Raw genomic sequence first — 20,345 nt, 5'->3', positions numbered from 1 at the left:
AAGGAGATGTTGCCGAGGTCCTTGGGGCCGTCGGCGCCCTTGCCGTCCTTGCCGCCCTTGGTGTCCTTGCCGCTCTTGCCGTTGCTCTTGAAGGTCTTTCCGAAGCTCACACCGCCGGACGCCTCGGTCGAGGTCTTGGTGATGTCGACGTCCGGTGCCAGCTCCGGTTCGAGATCGGGTTTCTTGGTGGCCGCGTCCTGTTGGCACGCTCCCATCGCCGCCCCGGGGTTGTACCCGCTCTGGAATTTGCAGCCGTCATTCGCTTTGAGGTACGCGGCGAACTTCTGGGCGTCTTCGAGGTTGGCCGCCAGGTCCGCCTGGGGATCGCCGCTCTTGTTCCCGTTGAAGAGCCACTGCCCGCCGTTTCCGCTGCCCTTCACATAGCTTCCGCTCAGCGAGGCGCTGCCGCCCCAGTCCTTCAGGCCCGGGATGCCGGCGGAGATGCTCGCCGTGACGCCGCCCGAGGTCTCATTGACCCGCTCCAGGGTGACGGTTCCGTCGGACCACTGCTGGAGTTTGACCGTCTCCGAGCTGCTGATCTTGATGAAGGCCACCTGGATGACGACGGTGGCTTTGGTCTGGTCCTGGGACAGCAGGCACTTCGCGGGCTCGAACGGGTCGCCGTTGGGTACGAAGGGGTCGTCGGGCCCGCCGCCTCCGCCGTCGTCGCCTCCATCGCCCCCGCCCCCGTCGCCCTCGTAGTCGCCGGAGGAGCACGCTTCGGCCCCGCTCAGCGGGTGAAGGATTCGGCACACCGCGCTCTTCAGCCCGGTCGCCTCGTCGGCGGGCACGCTCAGACCGACGATCCCCGCCACGACCAGGGACACCACCCCGACCATCGCCGCGTACTCGGCCCCGCTCTGCCCCCGGTCTCCACGCCGACCCAGGCCCTGGGCACTCCGCACTTCATCATGCTCATGCCATATCTGGAACCTGTCGGAGCCCTTCATCTGCTCTCCTCGCCAGCGTCACCACCCGTTCCCCCGAGCGACAGCAGCCTAAGGATGGGCCCGGGCCCAAACGCAGGGCCCGGGGGCCCAGTCGGGGGCCCAGCCCGCCGACGGGCCTGGCCGGCCGTCCAGTTCGCCACCGCGCGGTGTGCGCGGTGGCGCGCGGCGGGACTCGGCCGCACCTCGTACCGGGGATCGGCCGGCGAGCGGCGAGGCGCCGGTTGAGGCCGCTCTCTCCGGCTCACCACCAGGCGGTGGGATACACCTCTCGCTGCACACGGGAGGAGACCAGCTGCACCAGGACGAGCAGCGCCGCGCCGGCGGCCAGCAGGGGCACGAAGCGGGTGGCTTGCGGTTCCGTCAGCATGATCATGACGGCGGTCGCCATGGCCGGCGGGTGGGCCACCTTGCAGACGAGCCCGAGGCCGCAGGCCGCGCCGCAGGCCAGCGCGGCGGCCCAGGGGCCGTGCCAGCCGAGGGCGAGGACCGCGAAACAGACGAGACAGGACAGCAGGTGTCCGCCGAGGACATGGCGGGGCTGTGCGAGCGGCGAGGCCGGAGTCGCCGTGACGATCGCCGTCGTGGCCGCGAGGGGCGGTATCAGCACCGTCTGGTGCGTGAACGTCCCGACGGCCACCAGGACGGTCAGCGCGACCGATGTGGTGACAGCCGCCGACGCGACCGTACGCCGGGGTGGCCTTGGCTCGGCGACTCTCCACCACCGGGCCCGAGGCTTCTTCGCGGAGCGGGCGTCGTCGTCGGTTTCCCGTATCCCGGACTGGCTGTGCGTCATGAACGCGACGCCGCCGAGTCAATCAGGACGTACCTATTCAGGGCAGGCGAAATCGACACAGGACTCCTCGGAGGCGCCCCGCACTTCCGGCCCACGGCGGCTCGTCGTCCATCAAGTCGGGGAACGCTCCGACATCCTGACGTCCTGGATCACCGAGCGTCCAAGAGCGCTTCTCGATCGGTTGATCGACGCCGCCGATCAAAGGCCGCGTCCACGTACGGGGCCGGTCAGACCACCACGCCGGCGCAGGCCCCGTGGCCGCCGCAGGAGTAGCACGTATACCGCATGCATCCGGTGCACATGCCGATGTTCTCCAGCCGGTATCTGTCCCCGCAGCTCTCGCAGAAGGCTCGCTCACGCAGCATGGCCGACCAGCCGTCGCTGCCACCGATGGCGTCGTACGCGGCGGCGGCGTATTCCGCCCAGGTGATGTCGTGGTCGGTCCAGTGCTGGAGATGCCAGGAGTACACCGCGAAGAACGCCTCACCGGTCACCAGATGGTCGCTGCCACGACCGTCGCGGATCCAGACCTCGGCGAGCTTCCCGAGCCGCTCCTCGAAGGTCAGGCCGCAGTCGAAAACCACGTGGTTGCTGTTCATCGCCGCATTATGTGGTCGGACACGCCCTCTTCGTGGCTCAGGCGTGGAAGCCGTTGCACACGACGGTCGTGAACTTCGTGGGTCCGCCTTCGACGTGGTACAGCACCACGGTCCAGTCGCCCCGGTCGTCTCCGACCGGGATCGCGTCGACGGTCCGGTTGTCGAAGTGGGCCCGGAAGTCCTTGGGGTAGCTGAGCTTGATGGTTCCGCCCGACGCCCACTGGGAGTAGAGGTCGACGGGTTTGCTGGTGAAACCGATGCCCTTCGCCGCCGACCGGAGGGGGCGCCCGGTGGTGCGGTCGGTTTCGTGCGGGGGCCGTATCCCCACGGACACGTAGTACGGCGCGGGACGCTTTCCCTCACCTGCGTCCTTGGGGCGCAGCTCCACCGAGGCCGTGTCCGAGCCGGTGGTGTGCGAGACGGAGGACCGCAGGTCGGTCGGCGGAAAGGACTCGGTGAGACTTGCCAGGTCGCAGGAGCCGATGCCCTGAGCGGCCTGTTCCGGATCGTCCGACAGGGTCCAGCGGTCCTGCGAGACGCGGTTGTTCACGATGTGGTCCGGCGGCATCGGTCGTGGGTGTCGCTCCGGAGCCCTCGCCGTCCTCTTCGGGGAACAGCCAGACCGCGACCGGCACGAGGAGCGCCACCACGCATGCGGCCATCAGGGCGCCACGACGTCCGCGCCGGGCGGGCGGCTGGTGATCCGGCTCGTCGTACGGTGTGGTGTCCGAGTACGCCCAGAACGCGGTCCCCGCTGCCGGCGCGGGAGCGGGCTGCGCAGGGCCGCGATCCGCGAGCGGTGCAGGTGATGCAGGTGGTATCGACGTGACAGGTGCGGCAGGTGTGACCGTCCCCGTTTCCCGCTCCGACGGCGCGTGCGCGCCGGACGCGGACGGCGGGCTTTTCACGTGCCCGGACAGGGGTACCGGGTCGGCATCGCGGGCCACCGAGCGGTAGTGGGCATCGGCGGCCAGCGCCGAGTCCACCGCGCATTCCGCGATCACCGCGGCCGGCGCGGGCCGTTCCGCCGGATCCTTGGTGACGCACTGCCGGATCAGCGCGGCCAGATCGTCCCGTACCCCCGTCAGGTCGATGTCCTCGTGCACGGCCCGGTAGCTCACCGCCGCGGCGTCGCCCACACCGTACGGAGGCCGGCCGGTCGCCGTGTAGGCGATCGTCGCTCCCAGCGCGAAGATGTCCGCCGCCGGGCCGACGTCGTTACGCATGACGACCTCGGGCGCGGCGTAGCCCGGTGTCCCGGGTGCGAACCCGTCCCGGGTGAGAATCGTCTGTTCCAGTCCCCGGGCGATACCGAAGTCGATCAGTTGCGGTCCTTGCGGCGCCAGGATGACATTCTGCGGTTTCAGGTCCCGGTGCGTGACCCCGTGGGCATGGACCGCGGCCAGCCCCTCGGCGAGCGCGGCGAGCAGCCGCAGAGCGCTCTCGGGCGGGAACGGGCCGTTCACGCCCACGGCGTCGCGCAGCGTGGGTCCCGGTACGTACTCGGTGGCAAGCCAGTACGGAGACGTATCGAGCGACGCCTCGATCAACTGGGCGGTGTAGGCGCTGCGTACGGTTTCCACGGTCGCGGCCTCCCGCCGGAACCGGGCCAGCGCCTCGGGGTGATCGCTGATCTCGTCACGGATCACCTTCACGGCCACCAGCCGTCCGCCGGGCGAACGGCCGAGGTACACCTGTCCCATGCCGCCCGCACCGAGCCGGGCGAGAATGCGCCACGCGCCTATTCGCCCGGGATCCTGAAGTCGCAGCTCATCCACCGGCACGACTTTGCCATACCCCGGCATCCGGCGGACGCGAAGGAGGCACAAAAGCCCGGAGCTTGGCGGGCGTGGTCCCCGCGCGTCAGCGGCGCCGGGGGGAGGCCCCCGCCCCGACACGCGCCAAAGTAACTCCGCCGTCCTTCAGTTCAGTGTGATCCGGGCGACCACCGGCAGGTGGTCGCTACCGGTGGCGGGCAGGGTGCGGATGTGGCCGACGGTCCCCGAGCGGGCCATGACCTGGTCGATCCTGGCCAGCGGGAACGCGGCCGGGAAGCTGAAGGCGAAGCCCCGTTCCGCCACGTTCATCCGTGAGGTCAGCGGGGCCAGACCGCGGTCGTCGACCGTGCTGTTGAGGTCGCCCAGCAGGACCACGGTCTCCAGTTCCTCGGCGGCGACGGCCTCGCCCAGCAGGCCGGCGCTCTCGTCGCGCCAGGAGGACGCGAGACCGCTGGCCCGGACGCGGACCGAAGGCAGGTGCGCGACGTACGCCGCGATCTCGCCGTGCGGTGTGTGGACCACGGTCCGCAGTCCGCGACTCCAGGTCTCCGCGATCTCCCGGGGTTTGATGTCCACCGGCCTCGTGCCGGTCAGGGGGTGCTTCGACCAGAGTCCGACGGTGCCACGGACCGCGTGGTACGGGTAGTCCGGGGCGAGCGTCTTCTCGTAGACCGCCAGCGCGGGGGGCATCAGTTCCTCCAGCGCGACGAGATCGGGTTCGGCGTCGGCCAGGGTGCGCGCCGTGCCCGCTGGATCGGTGTTCTCGTCACTGACGTTGTGCTGCACCACGACCAGCTCGCGCGCGCCGGACGTCGCCCCGGGCAGGAGCAGCCCGCCGAAGAGGTACGTCCAGGCGGCCACCGGCAGCAGCAGGGCCACCAGCGCGAGGGCCGAACGGCGCAGCAGCGCCAGACCGAGCAGCACCACGCCCGCCAGGCCGAGCCACGGCAGGAACGATTCCAGCGAACTGCCCATACGGCCGACGGAGTTGGGCACGGCCCGGTGGAACACCAACAGACCGGCCGTCAGCACCGCGAGCGCGGCGAGTGCCCGCCCCCGCGTCCAGGCCGACCGTCCCCCGGCGCCTCCCCGCGCGTCCGCACCCGGAGCCCGCCGCCCCGCACGCCGGAGCGCCGCCCTCACCGTCGACGTCGCACCTCTGTCCGCCCGCGCCTGTACCACCGTGGCCTCCCGTCCAGTCGCTGCCCTTGCCCCCCCCCAGGACGAGTCACCGGGTGAATCAGTTTCCGCTCCTCGCCCGCACCGGCGTCCCGGACGGCTTCCCGCTCACACGGCCGGCGGCTCGCCGGTGAGCCCCAGCAGCCGGGCCAGCCGGGTGTACGAGTCGAGCAGCGCCTCACGGTCGTAGGTGCTGGTCGTGACCAGGAACTCGTCGGCCTCGCTGCGCGCGAGCAGGTTCTGGAGACCGGCCGCCACCTCGTCCGCCGCACCGTACAACTGACCCTGCCGCGCCTCCTCGAACAGTGCGCGCTCGCGCTCCGTCATGGCGGTCGTGAGAATCCTCTCGACCGGGGCCAGCGGCGGGAACTCCCCGTGGGTGCGGGAGTACGCCGTCGACCAGGCCTCCGGGAGCAGCAGTTCGTGAGCCTCCCGTGTGGTCTCCGCCACCGCGACCGTGCCGGACAGGACGACATACGGCCGCTCGCCCCAGGCGGAGGGACGGAAGTCCCGTCGGTACTCCTCGATGGCCCGGAGCATCGCGTCCTCACCCCGTACGGCGGCGATGACCAGCGGCAGCCCCGCCCGCGCCGCGACCCGCGCGCCCTGCCCGGTGGCCAGGACGAAGACGGGGATCCGCAGCCCCTCGGCGGGGTGGGCATGGACCCGGGGGTGCGCGGTCTGGGTACCGGTGAAGTACCCGAGGAGTTCGGCGAGCTGCCCCGGGAAGTCGGCCGCGTCCTGCTTGTCCCGGCCAAGTGCCTTGCGTATGCCGTCGGTGAACCCCACCGACCGCCCGAGCCCCATGTCGATACGGCCGGGGAAGAGGGATTCCAGCACCCCGAACTGCTCGGCGACGACCAGCGGTTGGTGGTTCGGCAGCATCACACCGCCGGTCCCGACGCGGATCGTCGACGTGGCGGCGGCCACGGCTGCGGCGAGTACGGTCGGCGCCGAGCCGGCGACGCCCGGCACGCTGTGGTGCTCGGAGACCCAGAAGCGGTGATAGCCGAGGGCCTCGATCCGCCGGCCGAACGCCACGCTGTCGCGCAGCGCCCGCGGACCGTCGGACCCCTCCCGGATACGGGAGCGGTCCAGCACGGAGAAGGGAACGGTCGCTGCGATACTCACACCTGGTGCAACAACCGTGCCGTACGAGGATTCCCGGGGCCGGGGCCGGGGCCGGGGCCGGACGTCGCCGCCCCCGGCAAGGGCTCGGAGCGGGGAATCCGCCGGGCGCTTTCCTGGCGCAGGTGCGGCGCACCTGTTCACGGCGCACCCGACTGCCGGGATCGTACGAACTCCCGCACCTGGTAAGGGCCGACCGCTAATGTGGGCGACCAATGTTCCACATCTGGGGGCCGCCGTGAGAGCGTTCTGGACCGTCCTGGCCATCCTCTTCGCAGCCCTCGCCGTCGGGTCCTTCGCCTCACTGAACGAGCGGGCCGGCACGTCGATCGGGATCGGTGACATCGCCATCGGCGCGTTGCTCGCCACGCTGGCCTGGGCCAGTTGGAAGAGCGCCCGACGATGAACCACCGGCCGGCGGCGGTGGCGGGACGGCGGGACCGACAGCGGCGGCCGTCACCGCCGGTTCAGTGCGGGGCGAGCGTGGCGAAGGCTTCGTCCAGGAGGTCGACGAGGTCCAGGTGGCCGTCGGACGCGGTCCAGTGGTCGATGGCCACGTTCAGACAGCCCAGGGCGGCCGCGGCCTTCACCGACTGAGCCAGGGGCGAAAGCCCTGAAGGGCCGGAACGCTCGGCGAGCGCCCGAGCCAGGCCGGGCAGCCAGGAGTTCTGCTTCTCCCACTGCCGCGTGCACAGGGCAGGGGTTCCCACGACGAGCTGTGTCGTGGCGAGCGCCGTGACCGGATCCCGGCGCCAGGGCTCGACAAGGGCGTCCATCGCGCGTCGCAGGGCCGTCCAGTCCTCCTCGTCCGCGGGGCGCGCGCGCAGCGCGCCGGCCACCCGTTCGCCCTGGCCGTCGACGGCGCCGAGGACGGCGTCCTCCTTGCTGCCGAAGTAGCGCAGAAACGTACTGCGGGACACCCCGCAGGCCGCGGCCAGGTCGTTGATGGTGACGTTGTCGAAACCCTCACGGCGGAACAGGTCGAAGGCCACCTGGGACAACTCCTCCCTGATGGCAGACCGTGCGATGTCTCTCGTGCTCGTACGCAGTCCTCCGTCATTCACCCCGTGATCCTACCTCTCTCTTGAGCCCGGCTCGCAGCAATGGGCTACAGTTCCCAGACTGATACTCGGTTCCACAATGTATCGGGTGATTCAAGAGTGAAGCGTAAGCTCAATGAGGGAGAGAGTCATGAAGGGTCTGCGATGGGACGCTGAGGCCGATGTGGTGGTGGTCGGGTTCGGCGGCGCGGGTGCCTCCGCGGCGATCGAGGCCGCCGACCAGGGGGCGGATGTCTTCGTTCTCGACCGGTTCTCCGGCGGTGGCGCCACGCAGGAGAGCGGCGGGGTCGTCTACGCGGGAGGCGGCACACCGCAACAGCGGCAGGCCGGTATGGACGACTCCCCTGAAGCGATGTTCGCCTATCTCCAGAAGGAAACCGCCGGGGTGGTCAGCGACGCGGTTCTGCGGCGCTTCTGCGACGAGAGCGCCGCCCATCTGGCCTGGCTGGAGTCGCTCGGCGTGTCATTCGACGGTTCGCTCAGCCCGTTCAAGACGTCCTACCCGACCAACGACTACTTCCTCTACTACTCGGGCAACGAGCAGTTCCCGCCGTACAGCGATGCGGCCGAGCCCGCGCCGCGCGGCCACAGAGCGGTCGCCGATGGCCTTGACTCGGGCAAGAAACTGTTCGGGGCTCTGGCGCGCGGCGTCCACGAACGGGGCATCCGTCTCCGTACGCAGGCACGGGCCCAGCGGCTGCTCATCGAGGAGGGCCGCGTGATCGGTGTCGAGTACGCGGCCCTTCCGCCGGGGCGTGCGGCCCGCGTCCACAAGGCGGCCTCGGCGCGGCTCGCCAAGCTCAACAACTACTTCCCGCCGGGCGCCGCCCCGCTCAACCGGCTTGTGGAGCGTCTTGAGGCCAGGCATGCGAAGACCTATCGCGTGAAGGCGCGCAAGGGTGTGATCGTCGCGGCGGGAGGTTTCGTCTACAACGGACAGATGCTCGCCGAGCACGCCCCGGCCTACCGCGAGGGCCAGCCGCTGGGAACGATCGGTGACGACGGCTCCGGTATCCGCCTGGGCATCGAGGCGGGCGGTGCGACCGGCCATCTCGACCGGGTCTCGGTATGGCGTTTCTATACGCCGCCGGCCTCCCTGGCACGCGGTGTCCTGGTGAACCGCGAAGGCGAACGCATCTGCAACGAACTCCTGTACGGCGCGACGATCGGCAGCGAGATCGTCACCTCTCACAACGGCCACGCCTATCTCGTCATCGACAAGGCACTCGTCGACACGGCGTGGAAGGAGATGCGCTCCCAGACCGTCTTCTTCCAGCGGGCACAGATGAGTTACCTGTTGACGATCGGGCACAAAAAGGCGCGCACGATCGAGGCGCTGGCCCGCAGGACAGGCATCGACCCGGCGGGTCTGCGGGCGACGATCGAGACGTACAACTCCCTTGGGACAGACCCCCTGGGCAAGCCCGAGGCCTACCTTCACCAGCTCGGCCAGGGCTCCTACTACGCCTTCGACGTCTCTCTGCGGAGTCCCCTCTTCTTTCCCAGCCCAATGATCACTTTGGGCGGCCTGACGGTGCACGACGACACCGGCAACGTCCTCACCGAGGGCGGAGCGCCCATCGAGGGCTTGTACGCGGCGGGACGCAGTGCCGTGGGCGTCGCTTCCCACTCGTACGTCAGCGGGCTGTCGATCGCGGACTGCGTCTTCTCCGGCCGCCGCGCCGGAGCCGCGGCTGCCGCTGCCTGAGCCCTCCCGGCCGTCGGCCGGCCCGCCCGCGTACGAGCGGCGCACCGGAAGGGCCGCGGGGCTGTCGTCGACTGCCCCGCGGCCCTCGCCGCCTGTCGCGGCCGGCGGCCGAGTCCCCGAGGCCGCCACCGGTCTCCGTCGCTGTCCGCGGGTCTCCGTCGGTGCCCGCGTGGGTCACGACGGTGTGACGCGCGCCTCGCAGGCACGGATCAGTTTCAGGTGTCTGGCCACTACGGGGCGTGCCGCCTTGGCGGCCGCCTTGACCTCGGCGTTGCCTCCCTTGGAGACTTCACTGTCGATCAGGGCCAGCGTCTCCTTGTGGCTTTTGGCCTCGGTTTTCAGCCAGGTGGTGTTGTACGCGCTCGTGCCCACCTGGCCCTGGAGGGCCGTCATCGTCTTCTCCTGCGCGGCGGACGGCGAGGACGGCAGTGTGACGTCCAGTTTCTTCGCCAACGTCTTGACGCCGGCGTCCAGCTTCCTGTGGTCGCGCACCAGCGTGGCGCCGACCGTCTTCACGCAAGCCGCCGTGGCGTTCTTGCGTGCGCTCTGTCCGGCCGCGATCTCTGCCAGGTTGCCCTGGTGAATCGCCTTCAGGAACGGCGCGTCATCGGTGGCCGCGGACGCGGCGTACGCGGAAGGCGCGGATATGCCGGCCAGCGCCGCCAGCACCGAGGCGGCGGCCATGCGTCGCACAGCGATCATCTGCGTGGCTCCCTTCGCCCGGTCCGGACCGCACACGGGTCGGCATCGGACCGGTCGTTGGACGGGCACGCGAGTCGGTGCCCGGAGCCCATGCATTCCCAGTTCGAAGGGGCCGGTCACACCATCACGTCGCGCTCACACGAATGGCCGTCGATTCATACCCGCGGGACGGTCAGATCTGGGCGAGGCCGCCGTCGACGAAGAGTTCCGCGCCGGTGGTGAAGGAGCTCTGGTCAGAGGCGAGGAAGAGGGCCATGGCGGCGACCTCGTCCGGGCGGCCGATCCGGCCCAGCGGGATCTGGGCCGTGAAGCTGTCCTTGAGCTTCTGCCTGGCCTGTGCGCTGTCGCCGGCCAGGCCCTCGATGCCGGGGGTCTCGATCGGCCCCGGGGCGATGGCGTTGACCCGGATCCCGCGGCCGGCCAGCTCCGCGGCCCAGGAGCGGGCGAGGTTGCGGATGGCGGCCTTGGTGGCGCTGTAGACGCTCATCGCCTCGATGCCGAGCGAGGCGTTGGTGGAGGAGAGCACGATCACGGACGCGCCGTCGGGCAGCAGCGGCAGGGCCTTCTGCACGGTGAAGATCAGCCCCTTGACGTTGGTGTCGAAGGTGGAGGCGTAGTGCTCCTCGGTGATCTTCCCGAGCCGTGCGAGTCCGCCGCCGCCCGCGTTGGCGACGACGATGTCCAGCCGTCCGCTGCGGGTCCCGATCGTCTCGAAGAGCGTGTCGAGATCCCGCAGGTTCGACACATCGCTCTGTACGCCGACGGCCCGCTCCCCGATGGCTTCCACGGCGGCGTCGAGTTCGGGCTTGCGGCGCCCGGTCAGATAGACGGTGGCGCCTTCCTCGGCGAACCGGCGTGCGGTGGCGAACCCGATGCCCGTCGAGCCGCCGGTCACGAGGGCCACCTTGTTGTCCAGCTGTCCCATGACATCCATCCTTGAGGTAATGAGTTTTGTTACATTAAAGAGTGCGAAAAACGGCATGTGCGCGCACTCGCGGTACGACGCGCCGACAGTGCCTGTCCTAGCGGGCGGTCAGTACGTTCTGGAGGACATCGGCCAGCGTGGTGCGGGCCAGTTCGTCGCGCAGGACGACATCGATTCCGTCGTACACGTCCTGCATCGTCGGCCGGATCCCGAAGCCCACCGGACAGTCCAGATTGGGTTCCGCGCGGTGCATGGCGAAGAGGGGGCTGGGCTCCACGGCGTCGTAGATGTCCAGCAGGGTGATGGCTTCGAGGTCGCGCGTCAGATTCCAGCCCGCGCCCGCGCCACGCCGCGATGCGACGATCCCGGCCCCGCGCAACTCTCCGAGCAGGCGCCGGATGACCACGGGGTTGGTGTTCACGCTTCCCGCGATCTGTTCCGAGGTGGCGATCTCGTGCCCCTGGCGCCGGTGGAGCTCCATCCAGGTCAGCGCATGGGCCGCGATCGTCAGCCTGCTGTTCGCGCTCACTCGTCCGTCACCTCCCGTGTCCTCCCCTGCCTCCCGCGCTCTTCGTGTCCTCGATAGTCGCAACGTTAAGTGTTACGACGCGTGGGGTCAATGGCCGGCCCCGTCCGGGGGAGGGCCGTCCGTCAGTGGTTCAGAACGCCCCTCAGCCGCAGGGCCAGCTGCGTCTCCAGCGCGTGCTGCGGGGTGTTCCACTGCTCGCCGAGTATCTGTCCGACGCGTTCCAGCCGCTGCGTGACGGTGTTGACGTGCACGTGCAGCGCCGCACTCGTACGGGCCAGGCTCTGTCCGTGCCGGAAGTACGACTCGACGGTGTCCAGCAGGCTCGTACCCCTGCGGTCGTCGTAGTCGGTCAGCGGGCCGAGGGTGCGCCGCACGAAGCCGTGCGCGTCGGCGTGCCTGCCGAGGACCAGCCCGAGGAAGCCGAGATCGTCCATGGCGGCGGAGCCGGCGCGGCCCAGGGCCTGGAGGGCGCCGAGGCACTGGACCGCCTCGGCGTGGGCGTCCCGTACGGCCGTCCCGGACAGCGGACCCGCCGCGCCCACGGTCACCGGTCGCGTGAGCGCGGTACGCAGCCCCGCCTCGACCGCGCGCGCGACGGCGGAGGGATCGTCGCCCGGTACGAGCAGCACCGTACGGCCCTCGTGGCGGCCGGCCAGCCCCCGGCGGGCGCTCGCATAGGCGCCGGCGGCGGCGGACATCCGCTGCGTGGGGAGGTCGTCGCCGGCGACGACCGCGACGACATGCGGCTTGTCGAGGTCGGTGCCGAGACGGCGGGCCCGCTCCCGTACGGCGAGGGAGCCGCCGTGGCGCTCGGTGAGCAGATCGGTGAGCAGATCTCCGCGTACCCGCTCCTCGGCCTGGGCCAGTGAGGAACGGAAGAGCAGCAGCAGCGCGGTCACCAGGGCGCCCCGCTCCAGGATCAGCCGGCCGGTCTCGTCGAGCTCCTTCACACCGGATATCACCAGCGCGCCCAGCGGTTCCTGGTCGGCCGCCACGGCGGCGACCGTGCAACCGCCGCAGTCGACCGCGCGGCCCTGCGCCCGGGAACGGGCCATGGCCTCGGCCACGCTCTCCTCGCCGGGGTATCCGTCGGGCGGGCGCGTCGCCCCGGCCCGGCTGAGCGGACGGGCGTCGGGCCCGACGACGACCACGGAGCCGTCCAGCGCCTCGCCGATCGCGTGCGCGATGTCCGCCACGCCTCCGCCGCGTACGACGAGACCGGTGAACCGTTCGTACGCCGCCGCGGCCCGCTCGACGGACGCGCTGCGGCGCTCCACGAGACGGTTGGCGGCGTTGAGATCCGCCAGGGCCGTGTGCGTCTCCTGGAGCAGCCGCGCGTTGTCGAGGGCGACAGCGGCGTGCGCGGCCAGCGAGCCGAGCAGACCGACCTCGTCGCGGGCGAAGCCGCGTTCGCTGCGGTCCGCCGCGTACAGCACACCGATGACGTTCCCGCCGAGCCGCAGCGGCACGCCGAGGATCGCCACGAGACCCTCCTCCGTCACCGCCTCGTCGATGTCGTGGGTGTGCCGGAACCGCGCGTCGCCCAGATAGCTGCTGCTGAAGTACGGCGAAGCGGTCTGCACCACGAGCCCGCCGAGCCCGGCGCCCAGCGGCATCAGCAGCTGCTGGAATTTGGCCGAGACCGAGCCGTTCGTCTCGCGCATGTACGCGCAGCCGCGCTCCGGGTCGTACAGGGCGAGATACGCGGTGTCGGTGCCGAGCAGTGTGCGCGCCCGGCGCACGATCGCCTGGAGCACGGCGTCGACATCACGCAGCGCCACCAGATCGCCCACCGTCTCGTACAGGGCCGACAGTTCGGTCTCCCGGCGACGGCTCCTGTCCAGCGCCGCCCGTACCCGCAGGGCGAGCAGCTTCGACCGCTCCAGCTCGGCGAGGGCCGCGGGGCTCTCCCCGGCCGCCCGCGCGGCGGTGACCGGCTCCTCGAACTCGGCCGCGGGTGCGTCCCGCGCCAGCAGTTCGAGGAACATCCGACCACTCTTCTCCAAGGTCACGGAGCAGACGGTACTGAGGCGCACGTCCCTTCGGAAGTCGATTCACCACATGATGTGCCCGCGCGCTATGTGGATCACCTCCATTGTCTTCAGGCCAGGAGCAGCCCAAGATCCTCGGCACCGCACACCTGGACGCGCGGACCCCTGAACCACGGAGCCATGGCCCCGGGTTTTCGGACCGTCGCGGCCAGGACGCCCGACAGGAGGACATCCGATGACCACAGCGCCCCCGCGGGAGCCGGCCCCACCGACCGGCAGGGAGCCCTGGCCGGCGCGCATGGCGCTGCGCTTCACCGCGTTCTCCGAGAGATGGCTGCCCGACGCGCTGGGCTTCGTGCTGGTGGGCACGTTCGCGGTCTTCGCACTCGGCCTCGTGACCGGCGAGGACCTGTTCGGCGCCCCGTCGGATCCCACGGCGACGACCGGGTACGGACTGGTGGACGCGTGGGGCCAGGGCTTCTGGTCCCTGATCACCTTCACGCTCCAGATGGCGATGATCATTATCGCCGGGTACGCGGTCGCGGTCTCACCACCGGTCGGCCGGCTGATCGGCCGGCTCGCGCGGGTGCCCCGTACGCCCCGTGGAGCCATCGCGTACACCGCCGCCGTCGCGATGGTGACGTCCTATCTGAACTGGGCCTTCAGCCTGATCTTCACGGCGATCCTCGCCAAGGAGATCGCGCGCAGGGTCTCCGGCGTCGACTACCGGGCGCTGGGCGCGATGGCCTTCCTCGGGCTCGGCACCGTATGGGCCCAGGGCCTGTCCGGATCCGCGGCCCTCCAGGTGGCCAGCGAGGCGTCGAGTCCGCCCGCCGTGCAGAAGGTCATCGAGGAGGGGCGCGGCAGCGGTCTCATCCCGCTCACGGACACCATCTTCCTCTGGCAGGGCATGGTGGCCACGGCGATCGTGTTCGTCGTCGCCGTCGGCATGGCCTGGTTCCTGTCGCCGTCGCCGGAGCGCGCGAAGACCGCCGAACAGATGGGCGTCGAACTGGGGCCCAGCGTGGCGGACGAGCGTACGGAGCTGCGCCGGGGCCGGCCGGGGGAGTGGATCGAGTACAGTCCCGTCTTCGCGATCCTGCTGTTCGCGCTCGGAGTGTGGTACCTGGCACGGCACTTCGCCCGCGCGGAGGGCAGCGCGCTCAACGCCCTGGACCTGAACACCGTCAACCTCATCCTCATCCTGCTGGCGCTCATCCTGCACTGGCGTCCGGTGCGGCTCGCCCAGGCGGTCAAGGAGGGGACCCCGGCGGCTTCGGGCGTACTGCTCCAATTCCCGCTGTACGGCGGGATCTTCGGGATGATCGCCTTCACCGGACTGAGCAAGACCATCGCGGGCTGGCTGGTGTCGGTGTCGAACGAGTTCTTCTACCCGGCCTTCATCGCCATCTACAGCTGCGTGCTCGGCGTCTTCGTCCCCAGCGGTGGCAGCAAGTGGGTCATCGAGGCCCCCTACGTCCTGGACGCGGCCAATCAACTCCAGGTGAACCAGGGCTGGGTGGTCGTGGTGTACGACCTCGGCGAGGCGAGCGCCAACCTGCTCCAGCCGTTCTGGATGCTGCCCACGCTGACGATCCTCGGACTCAAGGCACGCGACATCATGGGCTACACCTTCGCCATGTTCCTGGTGTGCTTCCCGGTCGTGCTGATCCTCGTCACCCTGTTCGCCCGTACGCTGCCCTTCCCCTGAGCACCGGCGCCCCGGGCGGATCCTCGGGGACGCGCGGCGGCGTCAGGCCGTGAACCCCACGTGCACATGGTCGTGATGGGTGTCGTCGGTGAAGAACTGGCCCGGCTCTCCTCCGGAGAGCCGGACCGGTCCGCCGACGTTGTACGAGCCGGCCGCCGCCGCGTCGCGCATGAACGACTCGACCAGCCGGCGCGAGGTGGCCGGATCGACGACCCTGTGCCCGTCGATCTGCCAGACGTCGAACGCCCGGCCGCGCGGATGGTCACTGGGCCGGCTGGTGCCGAACACGTCCAGCGGATGCCCGGAGCGCACCACACTGACGTACATCCGGTACGTACCGGCCAGCCGCGACAGGGCGTGCAGCACGCTGGGACGGACCTTCCCGCCGCGGATGTCCGCCTCGGCGGCGGGAGGCAGCCGGATCCGGGACTCGGCCAGTACCCGCCGCGCGGCGTCCGGCAGCGAGGCGGCGGCGGCGCCGGGCCGCGCCGGGTGGAGCGCGGTCACGTCCCAGCGCGGCCGCGCCCGGCTCAGCCGTACGTCGACGGTCGTGCCGCCCGCGTGCCCCGGCGTCCACTGGCGGCACACCACCAGCACGCTGGCCGAGTCCGCCAGGATCCCGCCGTACTGCGCGTCGATCACCTGGAGGGCGGCCTCGGGCGCGTCCGGCAGCAGCGCGCCCGCCTGGTCCACCAGCGACGGCGCCGCTCCGAGCGCGGCCACCCGCTTCTTCGCCGCCGCCGCACCGCCCCGGCCGGGGGCCCAGGCGCCGATCGCCTCCACGACCTGTACGGCACGCAGTTTCACGGCCGGGTCCACATCGTTCCGGTCGGGCCGCCAGGGTGTGGTCGCGGGCAACGAGGGGGATGGCGAGGGCGGCCCGGACCCCGCGCCGGAGACGGAAGGGGACACGGAAGGAGCGACGGACGCGGAGACGGGTGCGGACGGGGCAGCCGAGCACCCCGCCGCTCCCAGCAGCAGCCCGCCCGTTCCCGCCAGCAGCGCTCGCCGGCCGAGTGGTTGTCCCATGGGGCACCTCGCTCGTCTCCCCTGCTCTCCATCTGCCCCCAGCCTGCGGCGGCGGGCGCCACCTCGCACGTGGGCCGAGGCGAACGCGGCAGCGGGGCGGCTGGACGTTCTGTCCGATCTGGAATTACAGTCCAGGCATGGAGAGCCGGACATGGATGAGCGACGAGGCCGACCCACGGGTGCGCGTGTGGTCGCCGGTGTGCGAGGCGGTGGCCCTGCTGCTGGGCCCGTACGCCGAGGTGGTCCTGCACGATGTGCCGGAGGACCGGGTGCTGGCCATCTGGAACCCGATGACACGCCGTGGCCCCGGCGATCCCTCGCTGCTCGGGGAGCTCGACCGGCTGGGTCCCGTACCGCGTGGAGCCGACGGGCAGGGCCCGGATCCGTCCGCCCCCGATGTGTACGGGCCGTACGAGAAGCTGCTCGCCGACGGGCGGCGGCTGTCCTCGGTCAGCGCCGTCCTGCGCGACGCGGACGGTGAGCCGTCGGCCGTGCTGTGCGTGAACCTCGACCGCACACCGCTGGAGCAGGCGGCGGCCGTGCTGGCCGGGTTCGCCGCTCCGACGGCGCCCCGGCCCGAGCCGCTGTTCGAGCAGGACTGGACCGAGCGGGTGCACGGGACCGTGGGGGCGTTCGTCCGCGCCCGGGGCCGCCCCGTGAACCGCCTCGGCCGTGCGGACCGCCTCGCCCTCGTGGGCGAACTCGACCGGGCGGGGCTGTTCGAGGTCCGCCGCGCCGTCCCGGTCGTCGCCGACGCCCTCAAGGCGTCCCGTTCCACCGTCTACGCCCTGCTCGCCGAGCACAGAGCCCACGAGGTACGTATATGACCAGCCTGCCCGACTTCCGGCTCGAAACATACTTCTCCCGCTGGGAGTTCACCGCCCGCCACCATCTGACCGCCTCCGACGCGCAGACGATGAACATCGGCGAACTGCTCGCGCTCGCCGACGACCAGGAGCGGCACGCCTGGGAGACGCTGTCCTTCGGCTACACCGAGACCTTCGGTGATCCGGCCCTGCGACAGGCGATCGCGGACACCTACACCCACGCCGAAGCCGATGACGTGATCTGCTTCGCCGGCGCGGAAGAGGGCCTCTACCTGGCCATGCACGCCCTGCTGGGGCCCGAGGACCATGCGCTGGTCATCACCCCGAACTACCAGGCCGCCGAGACCGTCCCGCTGTCGCTGTGCCAGGTCAGCGGTGTGGCCCTGGACGCCGGGCGTGACTGGGCCCTGGACCTGGACCGGGTGGCCGCGGAGATCCGCCCCAACACACGGGTGATCTCCGTCAACTTCCCGAACAACCCGACCGGGAAGGTCATCGACGCCGCCGACTTCGCCCGGCTGGCCCGGCTGTGCGACGAACGGGAGATCCATCTCTTCAGCGACGAGGTCTACCGCGGCCTGGAGCGCGACACCTCCCGCACCCTGCCGCAGGCCGCGGACCTCTCGGAGCGCGCCCTCTCCCTGAACGTCACCTCGAAATCCCTCGGCCTGCCCGGACTGCGGATCGGCTGGATCACCTGCCGCGACCGGCGGCTGCGCTCCCGCCTCGAACGGGCCAAGCACTACACCACCATCTGCAACTCGGCTCCCAGCGAGGTCCTCGCACGGATCGCCCTCAAAGCGCGCGAACGGATCCTGGCCCGCAACCGGGCCGTCATCGACGCCAATCTTCCGGTCTTCGAGAGTTTCTTCGCGGAGTTCGAGGAGCTTTTCTCCTGGCGGGCACCGGACGGCGGCTGCGTGGCCTACCCCCGCTACCGGGGTGCCGACGGAGTCGAGGAGTTCTGCGCGAGGCTCATCGAGGAAGCCGGCGTCCTGCTGCTGCCCGCGAGCATCTACCGCTCCGAGCTCACCGCCACGCCCGCCGACCGCTTCCGGATCGGCATCGGGCGCGCCGATCCGGCACCGGCCCTGGACGCCTTCGCCGCGTGGCTGCGCGACCGCCGCTGACCGTCACCCGTACCGCCGACCCCGACCGCGCCGCTGTCGCGAGCACCGACGCGGTGCCCGTTGGATCACCGGAATTGCCCGTTTGTGGCAGAACGCGTGACTGGTTGATTGTTCTGGGCCCACTCCCGGCCGATTCTGGCCGTTTCCGACCAGGGGTGTAGGCCATCTACCTCAACAGGGCCAGGATATAGCCGTGGTGGGCAACCTTCCCGTCGTGACGACCAGTTTCGTTGGCCGAAACAGCGAGCTGGGCTGGATCGAACGGGCACTCGCGGAACACCAGTTGGTCACTCTCACGGGCAGTGGCGGTGTGGGAAAGAGCCGGCTGGCACTGCGTGCTGCGGAGCGAGCGGGCGACGGCCTGTTCCCGGACGGGGTGTGGTGGGCCGATCTGTCGCCGTTGTACGACGAGAGGCTGTTGCTCGGGACGGTGTGCGATGCCGTCGGGCTGTCGGATCATTCGCTGCGGTCGCCGGTGGAGGCGTTGTGCGAGTGGCTGGCGGGGCGGCGGTTGCTGCTGGTGCTCGACTGCTGCGAACGGACCGTGACGGAGGTCGGGCATCTGGTCGGGGAACTGCTGACCGCCGCGCCGGGGCTGACCGTTCTCGCCACGAGCAGGCAGCCGCTCGGGGCGCGGGGTGAACACTGCCTCGACGTGCGGCCGCTGTCCCTGGAAGGCGATGACCAGGCACTACGGCTCTTCCGCGACCGGGCGGCCCGTACCGCGCCCCAGGTGTCCCTGGACGACCCGCGTACGGCAGCGGCCGCGGTCCGGATCTGCCACCGCCTCGAAGGCATCCCCCTGGCCGTCGAACTGGCCTGCGCCCGGCTGACGGATCACTCCGTCGAATACGTGGCGGACCTGCTGACCACCCGGCTCGATGTCCTGGTCGACGAGACGGTCTGGCCCCGCCGCCATCGTGCGCTGCGTACGGCGATCGGGTGGAGCCATGAGCTGTGCGAGCCGCTGGAGCGTCTGCTGTGGGCCAGGCTCTCGGTCTTCCGCGGTGACATCGAGGAGGAGGACGCGCGGGCCGTGTGCGCGGGCGGTCCGCTGACCCCCGACGCGGTGACCACCGCCCTGGACGGACTCGTCGGCAAGTCCGTCCTGCGTCTGGACGGCGGCGACGGCGGCCGGTACCGCATGCTGGACACGATCCGCGAATACGGCGCCATGTGGCTGGGCGAGCTGGGCGAGGAGAGGCTCCTCGCCGACCGGCACGGCGCCCACTTCGCCGCCCTCGCCCGCCGGGCGCACGCCGGCTGGCTCGGCCCGGAACAGGTCGCCTGGTACCGGCGCATCGCCGACACCCACGCCGATCTGTGCGCGGCCATCGACCATCTCCTCGACCACGACCCCGAACAGGGCGTGGAGATGGCGGGCCGCACCGGACTCTTCTGGAGCTGCTGCGGCCATCTCCACCAGGCGCGCAGCTGTCTGGAACGCGCCCTGCGCCTCCACACCGGCGGCGGACAGCACCGTACCCGTGCCCTCTGGGCTCTCGGCATCACCCTCGCGCTCCAGGGCGACCATGAAGCCGCGCGCCGGGTCGGTGAGGAGTGCAGCGTCTCCGCCTGGCACGACGACGATCCGGAATCCCTGCTCTCCGCGGCCCATGTCGTCGGCTTCAACTGCCTGATGATGGGACGTCCCCTCGCCGCGTACACCGTCTGCGATCGCGCGCTGCGCAATCTGCCGGGCGACCCGCTCGACGCCCCGTCGCAGCTGCGCTGCCGGGTGATAAGGCTCTTCGCGCTCACCGCGCTCGGCCGCCTCGACGACGCGCGCGAAGAGGCCGCCGGGCTGCAACGGCTCAGTCTGCGGTACGGCGAGCGCTGGGCGCGCGCGTACGCCGATCACCAACTCGCCTTCATACACCTCCTGCAGGGCAGGCCGCGCGATGCCGAGAGCCATGCGCGGGCGATGCTCGCGGGCAAGTACCAGCTGCACGACAGCCTCGGGATCGCTCTCGGTCTCGATCTGCTCGCGGGAGCGATCGCGGTCCAGGGCGACGGCGTGGAGGCGGCCCGCACCTACGGCACGGGGCACGCGTACTGGCGCATGATCGGCCACCCCCATCGCGGCACCCCCGAACTCGGCGCGCTCCGCGCGGAGTGGGAGCGGCGGGCACGTGAGGCCGCGGGCGACCCCGCCTACGAGAGGGCGTACGACCGGGGGCTCGCGGACGACGCCAGGAGCGGGCTCGTCCGTGCGCTCCAGGGCCATCCGCCGTCGTAGAGACCGGGCGACGGCCGTCCGGAAGGGCCGTCGACGCCGCGACGAACCCTTCGTACCCACCGTCGC

18 protein-coding genes and 1 pseudogene are annotated in these 20,345 nt (G+C 70.9%); 6 read left to right on the top strand and 13 right to left on the bottom strand.

The genetic code is table 11. The features are described 5' to 3' along the window. From CU044_RS08080 to CU044_RS08055, 7 genes and pseudogenes are all read right to left on the bottom strand, one after another. Nucleotides 1-905, bottom strand: a pseudogene (locus CU044_RS08080) (hypothetical protein); the annotation flags it as partial. A 286-nt stretch (nt 906-1,191) separates the two neighbouring features. Then, complete coding sequence (locus tag CU044_RS08075; protein WP_129767741.1) at nt 1,192-1,743, bottom strand: HPP family protein; 552 nt, start codon at nt 1,741-1,743, stop codon at nt 1,192-1,194. 227 nt (nt 1,744-1,970) lie between these two features. Continuing rightward, a complete protein-coding gene (locus tag CU044_RS08070; RefSeq protein ID WP_129767740.1) occupies nt 1,971-2,342 on the bottom strand; it encodes a hypothetical protein in 372 nt (123 codons plus the stop codon). A 37-nt stretch (nt 2,343-2,379) separates the two neighbouring features. After that, nucleotides 2,380-2,670: a hypothetical protein gene (locus CU044_RS39415; protein ID WP_240045419.1), complete on the bottom strand. Its 291-nt coding sequence runs from the start codon at nt 2,668-2,670 to the stop codon at nt 2,380-2,382. A 31-nt stretch (nt 2,671-2,701) separates the two neighbouring features. Next, entirely contained in the window at nt 2,702-4,120 is a 1,419-nt protein-coding gene (locus CU044_RS08065; RefSeq protein ID WP_240045418.1) for a serine/threonine-protein kinase, read from the bottom strand. A gap of 144 nt (nt 4,121-4,264) precedes the next feature. Continuing rightward, a complete protein-coding gene (locus tag CU044_RS08060) occupies nt 4,265-5,152 on the bottom strand; it encodes an endonuclease/exonuclease/phosphatase family protein (protein ID WP_129767785.1) in 888 nt (295 codons plus the stop codon). Nucleotides 5,153-5,407: 255 nt separating this feature from the next. Then, nucleotides 5,408-6,424: an LLM class flavin-dependent oxidoreductase gene (locus CU044_RS08055; protein WP_129767784.1), complete on the bottom strand. Its 1,017-nt coding sequence runs from the start codon at nt 6,422-6,424 to the stop codon at nt 5,408-5,410. A 241-nt stretch (nt 6,425-6,665) separates the two neighbouring features. Here CU044_RS08055 and CU044_RS38415 point away from each other — a divergent pair, with 241 nt between their 5' ends. After that, nucleotides 6,666-6,833, top strand: coding sequence for a hypothetical protein (locus CU044_RS38415; RefSeq protein ID WP_165371812.1), 168 nt, complete (start codon nt 6,666-6,668; stop codon nt 6,831-6,833). Between the two features lie 61 nt (nt 6,834-6,894). Here the strand turns inward: CU044_RS38415 and CU044_RS08050 are convergent, their stop codons facing one another. Then, on the bottom strand, nt 6,895-7,491 hold the full coding sequence (locus CU044_RS08050; protein ID WP_240045417.1) for a TetR family transcriptional regulator: 597 nt from the start codon (nt 7,489-7,491) through the stop codon (nt 6,895-6,897). A 127-nt stretch (nt 7,492-7,618) separates the two neighbouring features. Between CU044_RS08050 and CU044_RS08045 the strand changes: the two genes are divergently transcribed. After that, nucleotides 7,619-9,196 carry an FAD-binding protein gene (locus tag CU044_RS08045; protein WP_129767739.1) on the top strand — a complete coding sequence of 526 codons (1,578 nt, stop codon included), beginning with the start codon at nt 7,619-7,621 and terminating at the stop codon, nt 9,194-9,196. 174 nt (nt 9,197-9,370) lie between these two features. On the opposite strand, the gene CU044_RS08040 is transcribed toward CU044_RS08045, so the two are convergent. From CU044_RS08040 to CU044_RS08025, 4 genes are all read right to left on the bottom strand, one after another. Then, on the bottom strand, nt 9,371-9,898 hold the full coding sequence (locus CU044_RS08040) for a DUF4142 domain-containing protein (protein ID WP_240045416.1): 528 nt from the start codon (nt 9,896-9,898) through the stop codon (nt 9,371-9,373). A 172-nt stretch (nt 9,899-10,070) separates the two neighbouring features. Further along, the gene (locus tag CU044_RS08035; protein ID WP_129767738.1) at nt 10,071-10,823 is read right to left on the bottom strand and encodes an SDR family oxidoreductase; all 753 of its coding nucleotides are present in this window, start codon (nt 10,821-10,823) and stop codon (nt 10,071-10,073) included. Between the two features lie 97 nt (nt 10,824-10,920). Continuing rightward, the gene (locus tag CU044_RS08030) at nt 10,921-11,352 is read right to left on the bottom strand and encodes an Rrf2 family transcriptional regulator (protein WP_129767737.1); all 432 of its coding nucleotides are present in this window, start codon (nt 11,350-11,352) and stop codon (nt 10,921-10,923) included. A gap of 122 nt (nt 11,353-11,474) precedes the next feature. Beyond that, nucleotides 11,475-13,364 (bottom strand): helix-turn-helix domain-containing protein, encoded by a 1,890-nt coding sequence (locus tag CU044_RS08025; protein ID WP_345790125.1) that lies wholly within the window; start codon nt 13,362-13,364, stop codon nt 11,475-11,477. Nucleotides 13,365-13,578: 214 nt separating this feature from the next. On the opposite strand from CU044_RS08025, the gene CU044_RS08020 reads away from it, so the two are divergent. Next, on the top strand, nt 13,579-15,054 hold the full coding sequence (locus tag CU044_RS08020; RefSeq protein ID WP_129767736.1) for a TIGR00366 family protein: 1,476 nt from the start codon (nt 13,579-13,581) through the stop codon (nt 15,052-15,054). A gap of 42 nt (nt 15,055-15,096) precedes the next feature. On the opposite strand, the gene CU044_RS08015 is transcribed toward CU044_RS08020, so the two are convergent. Next, on the bottom strand, nt 15,097-16,083 hold the full coding sequence (locus tag CU044_RS08015; protein ID WP_240045415.1) for a hypothetical protein: 987 nt from the start codon (nt 16,081-16,083) through the stop codon (nt 15,097-15,099). 137 nt (nt 16,084-16,220) lie between these two features. Here CU044_RS08015 and CU044_RS08010 point away from each other — a divergent pair, with 137 nt between their 5' ends. From CU044_RS08010 to CU044_RS08000, 3 genes are all read left to right on the top strand, one after another. Then, nucleotides 16,221-16,910, top strand: a complete 690-nt coding sequence (locus CU044_RS08010) for a PAS domain-containing protein (RefSeq protein ID WP_129767735.1) — start codon at nt 16,221-16,223, stop codon at nt 16,908-16,910. Continuing rightward, the gene (locus tag CU044_RS08005; protein WP_129767734.1) at nt 16,907-18,040 is read left to right on the top strand and encodes a pyridoxal phosphate-dependent aminotransferase; all 1,134 of its coding nucleotides are present in this window, start codon (nt 16,907-16,909) and stop codon (nt 18,038-18,040) included. The genes CU044_RS08010 and CU044_RS08005 overlap by 4 nt, the downstream gene beginning before the upstream one ends. Nucleotides 18,041-18,236: 196 nt before the next feature. Beyond that, nucleotides 18,237-20,279, top strand: a complete 2,043-nt coding sequence (locus tag CU044_RS08000) for an NB-ARC domain-containing protein (protein ID WP_129767780.1) — start codon at nt 18,237-18,239, stop codon at nt 20,277-20,279. Nucleotides 20,280-20,345 lie beyond the last annotated feature (66 nt).

This window comes from Streptomyces sp. L-9-10, from assembly GCF_004151105.1.
Taxonomy (GTDB): Bacteria; Actinomycetota; Actinomycetes; order Streptomycetales; family Streptomycetaceae; genus Streptomyces.
The sequence above is the reverse complement of the archived record's forward strand: the minus strand, read 5'-3'. Positions and strand labels throughout refer to the sequence as shown.